The 6849-nt window shown below is 66.5% G+C and carries 6 protein-coding genes and 3 pseudogenes; 2 read left to right on the forward strand and 7 right to left on the reverse strand.

The annotated features are described in order from the left end of the window. Positions 1–70: 70 nt before the first annotated feature. The gene (locus tag ACFVJQ_RS42795) at positions 71–1180 is read right to left on the reverse strand and encodes an IS110 family transposase (protein ID WP_385791159.1); all 1110 of its coding nucleotides are present in this window, start codon (positions 1178–1180) and stop codon (positions 71–73) included. 262 nt (positions 1181–1442) lie between these two features. Here ACFVJQ_RS42795 and ACFVJQ_RS42800 point away from each other — a divergent pair, with 262 nt between their 5' ends. Next, positions 1443–1991 (forward strand): hypothetical protein, encoded by a 549-nt coding sequence (locus ACFVJQ_RS42800; protein WP_385791161.1) that lies wholly within the window; start codon positions 1443–1445, stop codon positions 1989–1991. 97 nt (positions 1992–2088) lie between these two features. Here ACFVJQ_RS42800 and ACFVJQ_RS42805 read toward each other — a convergent pair whose 3' ends face one another. The 6 genes and pseudogenes from ACFVJQ_RS42805 to ACFVJQ_RS42830 form a co-directional block, all read right to left on the reverse strand. Continuing rightward, positions 2089–2427, reverse strand: coding sequence for a hypothetical protein (locus ACFVJQ_RS42805; RefSeq protein ID WP_385791163.1), 339 nt, complete (start codon positions 2425–2427; stop codon positions 2089–2091). Between the two features lie 380 nt (positions 2428–2807). After that, the gene (locus ACFVJQ_RS42810; protein WP_385791165.1) at positions 2808–3569 is read right to left on the reverse strand and encodes a DUF4253 domain-containing protein; all 762 of its coding nucleotides are present in this window, start codon (positions 3567–3569) and stop codon (positions 2808–2810) included. An 83-nt stretch (positions 3570–3652) separates the two neighbouring features. Then, positions 3653–4057 (reverse strand): hypothetical protein, encoded by a 405-nt coding sequence (locus tag ACFVJQ_RS42815; RefSeq protein WP_385791167.1) that lies wholly within the window; start codon positions 4055–4057, stop codon positions 3653–3655. Positions 4058–4098: 41 nt separating this feature from the next. After that, positions 4099–4524 (reverse strand): annotated as a pseudogene (locus tag ACFVJQ_RS42820) (DUF4259 domain-containing protein). A 61-nt stretch (positions 4525–4585) separates the two neighbouring features. Continuing rightward, positions 4586–4842: pseudogene (locus ACFVJQ_RS42825) on the reverse strand (IS5/IS1182 family transposase); the annotation flags it as partial. Between the two features lie 123 nt (positions 4843–4965). After that, positions 4966–6090, reverse strand: a complete 1125-nt coding sequence (locus tag ACFVJQ_RS42830; RefSeq protein ID WP_385791169.1) for an SMI1/KNR4 family protein — start codon at positions 6088–6090, stop codon at positions 4966–4968. 177 nt (positions 6091–6267) lie between these two features. On the opposite strand from ACFVJQ_RS42830, the pseudogene ACFVJQ_RS42835 reads away from it, so the two are divergent. Continuing rightward, positions 6268–6629: pseudogene (locus ACFVJQ_RS42835) on the forward strand (transposase family protein); the annotation flags it as partial. Positions 6630–6849 lie beyond the last annotated feature (220 nt).

Genomic DNA, 6849 nt, shown 5'->3' on the forward strand with positions numbered 1-6849 from the left:
CCGAGCGCAACAGCTGTGGCGCAAGACGACAGGCCAGAGGTACGTCGCAAGAGATTAGCGCCTCTGTGTGTCAAGCGGCTGCTGCGAGTTGAACTCGCTGATCTCTTTTCATGATCCGGTAGACCACGTTGGAGAGGCGTCGTTTGAGGGCTCGGCGGGCCTCTGCGGGTGTCTTTCCTTCGGCGATCTTGCGTTGGTAGTACTCCCGGCCGCGCCCATCGTTACGGATCTGGCAGACAGCGATGATGTGAAGCGCGCTGTTCAAGGCTCTGTTACCCCCGGTGTTGAGCCGATGGCGTACCCGTTTGCCGCTGGAGGCGTCCAAGGGCGCGCTGCCGACGTAGCTGGCGAAGTGGTGTTCTGTCGGGAAGCGGCTGATGTCGCCGACGTGGCCCAGGAGCTTCGCAGCCAGTACCGTGCCCAGTCCGGGCAGCGACGTCAGGCTGGTTCGTGCGGCAGCGAGAGCATCGCGCATCTGGGCCTCGTTCTCCTTGACCTGCTGGTCAAGCCTGCGCAGGTCGGCCAGCAGATCGCGAGCGATGTCCCGGCGGCAGTGGTCCGTCGCAGTGGCCGGCCGGATGCCCTTCATCAAAGTCGCGGCCTTCTCTGCTGACAGCCGTGTGGGGGCTCCACCGGGCAACAGGTCACGAAGGACCGCGTGGAGACGGTTGACGGTACGGGTCCGCTCGCCGGTCAGGTCGTCGTGCCGCTCGGTCAGCAGCCGCAGGATCGTGGACTGGTCCTTCGCGGTGACCTTGCGCAGATCAGTGCGGAAGAGCGCGACCTGGGCCACGTGGAGAGCGTCCGCGGGGTCGGTCTTCCGGTCCCCGCCGGTGGCCAGAAGACGGGCCCTGGCCGACAAGGTGGAAGGCACGTCGACGACATCCTCGCCCGCGACGGCCAGCTGCTGAGCAAGAGACCGACCGAGACCGCCGGCGCCTTCGACCGCGAACCGGCGCTCCGGCCACTGCGCGCACCAGTGCAGAAGCCGACCGAAGGTCCCGGAGTTGACGACGAACCGCCGCTGACCAATCTTGTGGCCTGCTGCATCGACAGCGACTGCGGTGTGCGAGGACTTGTGGGGATCGATCCCGATGATGATCATGCGCATCCTGACCTGGCGGCTGACGGGCAGAAATGTGCGGTGGGCACTCTGACTTGAAGTAGCAGTCACACACATTCATGCCTCTGTCGAGCCACACCGCGCGGGTGCCGGACGGCGGCGGCACGCTAATCATGAGCCAGCCCGCAGGGCGGCAAGACACTACACGAGCCCGTGTCGACCGGCACCCTGGACGCTACGGCTGCAGACCGAGCGCCTGCGGTCGATTCAACAAGTCAGGCACCCATCAAGCCGATAGGTGCGGCCCCCTTGGAAGGACCTTGTTCATCGGAGCCAGTCTTGGCGGCTACCAGGCCGGGGTGCCGCGTCACTCCCTGGCATGATCTCGCCTGTGGGTGTGATGTATGACTACTTCTCCGCGGCATCGGACGAGTCGGCCGCCACGACCATTGACTTGCCCGGCGGGCCGGATGGTGCGGGAGCGCAGCTGCCAATGCCCGTCCCGGAGATCGTGCGGCGTTACGGGCGCGACGGCCTTCGCGAGTTCCTCAGGCCGCAGCTTCGGCTGGCCGAGACGGGGTTCCACGTCGTGGCCACCAAGGGGTTCGACTCGACGACCGATCTCGGAGCGATCGAGAGGATCTTGACCGGGGTCGACTTCGACGAGTTCCTGGCACGGCCTCGGACCTCGCACGCCGTCGCCGAACGCGACGGAGGCGAGCGTCTGGTACTCACCATCAGCGATGAGCTGCAAGGCGTCCTTGCGAGGGTGGAGGCCGATGAATTGACTGCGGCGGCGCGGCGTTGGGTCGAAGAGCAGGGGTCTGGTGACACCGACGTGCTCGGCGGCCTACTGCACCAGTTGGCGGAACTCGCCCGCGGGGCTCAGCGGCGCGGGGAACGGCTGTACTGCTGGATCTGTGTCTGATCTGCCCGGGTACCGCACTACCCCAGGGGACGGACGCGTCGGCATGCTGGTGGGACCGTCTCTCCAAAGGAGCTACCCCCAAGCCGATAGCAGCCCATCACCAGGCGCGGTCCCGCCACTCTTCAGTGGGGATGCGGCCTTCGGTGACATCACAGCAGCGCTCGGCCCAGGTGGAGGCGACCAACACCGGCCTGCTCAGGACAACGTCTCCGGCGCGCTGGGCGCGGAGGACGACACCGAGGGTCTCGGAACCTGGGTCCGCATGCTGGGAGTACCGCAGATCGTGGCCGTTCGTGGACGTGTACTCGGCGAAGGCGTCTTCGAGCTCGGACGGGACGCGGCCGACAAGCCGCAGCCCGTCCAAGGTGACCTGTGGACCGCGAAGTGCGCTGACGGCTACGCAAGCCAGGCGGCCGGCGTCGTAGTAGGCCGTCACAGCCGGCGCGCTTGATGCTCCGATGAGAAAGAATTCCGAACTCGCCACAGGGCTGCCATAGCCGCCACGAGTGGAGAGAGGGCTCAATACGTCTGCGACTGCTGCGGCCGCTTCGTCATGCGACATCCCGAAACGCAGCGGCCCAACGCGCTCACCAGAGAGCATCTCCCACTGAACTCGGTCAGCCTCGTCGACAACCGCCCAGACACCCACCTTCCGCACCGCCTCACCTTGATCACTCAGCCGCCTACAAGGCTGCACAGGTTATCGACCTCCCCGGCGCCCAGATGGCCTCGGCTGTTCCCGGGCGCCGGCCGGGGCGCACGGACCGCTCGAAGGTCGCTTCGCTCGGGATGGGTGAGCGTTTGCCGGGGAGCGGATCAGTCCCACCAGAAGTCCCAGCGATGGGCACTGGTGATCCGCTCGGCGTACGCGGCCAATGTGTAGGGCCTGCTGCCCTGCCAGATGTTGTCCGGGCAGAAGGCGAAGTGCTCGGCCGCGACCAGGAGAGCCTCATGCTCATTCGTCGGTGGCGCGGCGACGCTGAGGTGCAGCGTGGAAAAGCCGACCGCGATGACACGGGCGCCGAACCGGTGCTCCCAGTCGCGGACGACGGCGGAGAATTTCGCGGTGTCGTTGTCGTAGTTGCAGGGTCCGCCCCAGCCCCCGGCCGTCAGCGCCTCGGCACCGGACGCGGCGGCGACCAGCCCCAGACGTGTCTGTGGGCGGTCGGCGAGGAACGCCTGCGCGAACTCGGCAGCCAGTTGATCGGGGTTCGTTGCCGTTTGCTGGCTGGGCGCGAGGCCGGGCCAGGTCTGTCTGAAGGGGGCCGTGACGGCGAGGCGCCTGTCGGCGTCGAGCATGTCGTCGTCTTCGTCGACGGCTGTGTAGGTCGCCCACCACTGTGCGAGGAGGCTGGCAGGGTCGTGGCTCGCCGGGGAGGACATCTGCTCGGGGAAGACCTCTCCGGATCCCCATGGGGGGAATTCGCCGTCGTTCGGATCCAGCGAGTCGAGCAGTAGCGGCCACAGGCCGGAGCGTGTGTGTTCAGCGTGTATCCGCGTCCACAGTTCGGCCGTGGCCGGCCCGTCACTGAGCCACAGGGGCTGTGCGTCTCCGTCGCCTTCGTCGGACGTGACCATCCGACCGGGCGGAAGGAGGCCCTCAAGGCTCAAACGGGCTTCAGGGTGCATGGGGCGGATGTTATTGCTTCGGCCAGGAGGCATCACTGAGAGGGTCCGACCACTCGATTGCGGAACTGCTGGAAAGTGCGCCAGCCTGACGTTTGCCCCGAAGCGATCAGGTCTCCTTCCGCGCAGTCGAGCACCTTGCACCGCAGAGCCTCGGCAAGACGGAAGACGGGCGTCAGCACGTCGTCACCGGAGCCCCGGATATGGAGCATGATCGATTCCACGGGGTCTTCTGAGCCGATGTTGAGCTCGATGGACCAAGTGGGGCCGGAAACTTCGCCCCAGGTGGGGTCCGAGAGATCGGCTTCGGGACAGGCTTGGGTAACAGCGGCGAGTACGTCGCGTCGTCGGCCGAGCGAGTCCGGGGTGTGGTCGGCGGGGATCTCCTGCACGGAGGTGAGGTCGTCGGGCAGGCGGAGGAGGAGTACGTCCCAGCTCATGGCGGCCTTCCAGGTAAGACTCGAGGAGCGGTTGCGGTCGGTCAGATCAGGCTGAGCTGTTCTGTGGGCGGCTGTGGCAGGAGCACGTTCTGCAGGCGCCGGATGTTCGCGCGCCAGGGGCCGCCATCTGATTCGGCTCACAGGTCCATCGGCTCGGAAGGTTCGGTAATGAGGCGGTCGAGGGCCTGGAGAGCTAGATCGCGCAGGCCGGTGAGATCAGGAAGAGGCTCTTCCGTCCCGTAAATGGGATCGGCAGGTTCACCCCCAGGGCACTGCGCGGCGACAAGAGCGGCCGCAGCTACGGCTTCCTCGGACTCGGGTGCTTCGAGGTAACCCGCGGTGTCGATCACGCGTATGAGAGTGCTGCGGACAATGCCCCCGCGTTCGCCTACGGCTGCCTCATCAAGGTCCCCGCAGAAATCCGCTGCGGTGTCGTTGTCAAAGGGACCGACATCCCAGGTACCCATACGTCACTCCTGCATCGCCATCTCTGTCCGCGACATTCTGATAGGAGCCACTAAGCGTTTTTCATCCTCGGTCTGAGCTGGTCAGATGCGGGTGAGGACGGCCTGAACCAAGGTGGTGATGCGGTGGTGGAACACGTCAGCTTCCGCAGCAGCCGCCAGCCCTTCAGCGTGGCCGTGGCCTGCTCGCCCAGGGCCGGGATCTTCGCATGGCAGACGTTCACCGCCTGCTGACCTGCGGAGCGGTTCTCCCACTGGCCGTGGTAGGGCACCAGGACCCTGGGACCGACGCCCCTGGTACTCCTTGTCCGCGAAGCAGATCGCCTCCGCCTTCGCGAATGAGCCGCGCGCCGAGAATGCCAGAAGCCTGCCGTGGAGTGGCAGCGACAGGGTGAGTTGGCTGATGGAGCCGGTTATCTCGAACTCGACCGATATGGTGCCGAGTCATTGATCATCAGCGGCTGGTTCTGCGTTGTAGGGCTCGAATTCGATGTAGTCGAGGGGGTCCTCGTCGCGGCGTCCGAGCGGGGGCAGGCCCTCGGTCGCGAACCGGCCGCGCAGCCACTCCAGCAGGGTTTCGGTGAGGTCGGTGTTGAGCGGTGGGCCTTGGTCGGCATGGCGCGGCAGGACGATCAGTGGCCAGTCGTCCGGCGTGGCACCTTCGGTCAGCCAGCACAGTTGGTCGCCGTCGATGGAGTCGGCGAAGGGCAGGAATCCCCCGGGCTCGGGATAGACAGCCAGGGGATGGTATTCCGGGAACTCGGCTCGCTGCCCCTGGTAGGTGTCCGCGTACCACTCGGCCCACGGTGCGAGCGCGTACGGGTCCTCGCCGAAGGGGATGTTGAAGCGCAGCCAGCCGCACCAGGAGCCGGCCCCGTACCGCTCCATCAGTCGCACGTACTCGCCGGGCAGACGTGTACCCAGCCGTTCGTACAGCCAGTCCCAGTTGTGCTCACCGAGCGCGGGTGTCTCCGGCGGTGGCACGAGTGCGGTCAGCGCCTCCAGCCCGCTGCCTGTGGTGAGCGCCGCCCGCTGCCGAGCGGTTGGCTCCGGTCGCCGAGGCGGCGGTGTCCACGGGGTGCGCTCCAGTTCAGTTTGCATGCCACTTCGCGCGGCCACCGGACGCATGCCGTCGGCCACCAGTCGGGCCAGCGTCGGCACGAGCGGGGTCGCGAAGCGCCGCCAGGGGTCGCGGCCCGCGTTCTCGTCGTCCTGACAGTGCATGACGACCGGCCACTGGTCGGGGTTGTCGGATGCTGTGGTGTCCCAGTAGAGGGTGTCGGCGGTACGGGTGGCGCCGAAGGGAAGGACGCCGGGGGCGTCACGCCGAGTCTGCTGCACCCAGGCCCCGTAGTCGAACCACCCGCGGTTGACGCATGGCATGTGAAGCCAGAGCCACGCGCCGATGTCGAGGGGGCCGTACGCCGCGGTGATGGCCTTGTAGTCGGTGGGCAGGCTCATCCCCAACCAGGTCTCGACTGCTGCCCAGTCGACAGGTACGGCGAAGTCGGCCGGCGGTTCGCCGAAGATCTCGGCGAAGGCGTTGACGTGCGGGTCTGAAGCATTCACGGGTCTCTAGACCTTTGCCAGGAGCGAACGGTTGCGCTCGGACGACGGTCCCCTGGTCAGCCAACACGGAGGCTTTCTCAACCTGCACTGCATGCTTGCCGGTTGATCTGCCAGCATGACGAAGACCCTGGTAGATGGGTTTTCGACCAAGAGAACCGTCTCCACCAGAGGCTTCACGTGCTTGTTTACCCCTCGGGCGTCGACGTGTCCAGCTCTGCCCTGCGCTTCCTCACCCAGCAGTTGCGCGGCACCGCCGCGAGATCGGCTCACGATGGCGGCGTCTGAGCGCCGGCCGCCAGGCCCTGCTCACTCTCGCCCACCTGAGGGTGGGCCACACGTATGCCCAACTCGCAGCTGGTTTCGGTGTCGGAACCACGACGGCCTACCGCTACGTCACCGAGGCGGTCGAGCTCCTGGCCACCCTCACCCCCAGCCTGGCCGACGCAGTGCGAACCGCCTCGGTGAAGGCGTATCTGATCCTGGACGGCACGCTCCTGCCGATCGACCGCATCGCCGCGGACCGCCCGTTCTACTCCGGCTGTGAGGATGATGGTCGTGTCGTTCCGGCCGTGGCTTGACTCGTACTCTGGCTGGCTGCTTGTGCCTTGTGTTTGATCTGTCGGCACGGCCGGAGCGGCGCATACCGGCACCGGGCCGGCGGAGCGTGTCCCGATAGACATCTCGGGACCTGAAGAAGTCAAGCCGCAGCTGCCGTTGATGAAGCGAGAGGCGAGTTGAAGGCACGTTGCTCGTCGAAGA

The organism is Streptomyces sp. NPDC127197 (assembly GCF_042672405.1).
Taxonomy (GTDB): domain Bacteria; phylum Actinomycetota; class Actinomycetes; order Streptomycetales; family Streptomycetaceae; genus Streptomyces; species Streptomyces flavusporus.

What these genes read in the sequence shown, in the direction of transcription:
- ACFVJQ_RS42795 (WP_385791159.1), bottom strand. Translation starts at nt 1,180, where the DNA reads ATGTGTGTGACTGCTACTTCAAGTCAGAGTGCCCACCGCACATTTCTG.
- ACFVJQ_RS42800 (WP_385791161.1), top strand. Translation starts at nt 1,443, where the DNA reads ATGATCTCGCCTGTGGGTGTGATGTATGACTACTTCTCCGCGGCATCG.
- ACFVJQ_RS42815 (WP_385791167.1), bottom strand. Translation starts at nt 4,057, where the DNA reads ATGAGCTGGGACGTACTCCTCCTCCGCCTGCCCGACGACCTCACCTCC.
- ACFVJQ_RS42810 (WP_385791165.1), bottom strand. Translation starts at nt 3,569, where the DNA reads ATGGTCACGTCCGACGAAGGCGACGGAGACGCACAGCCCCTGTGGCTC.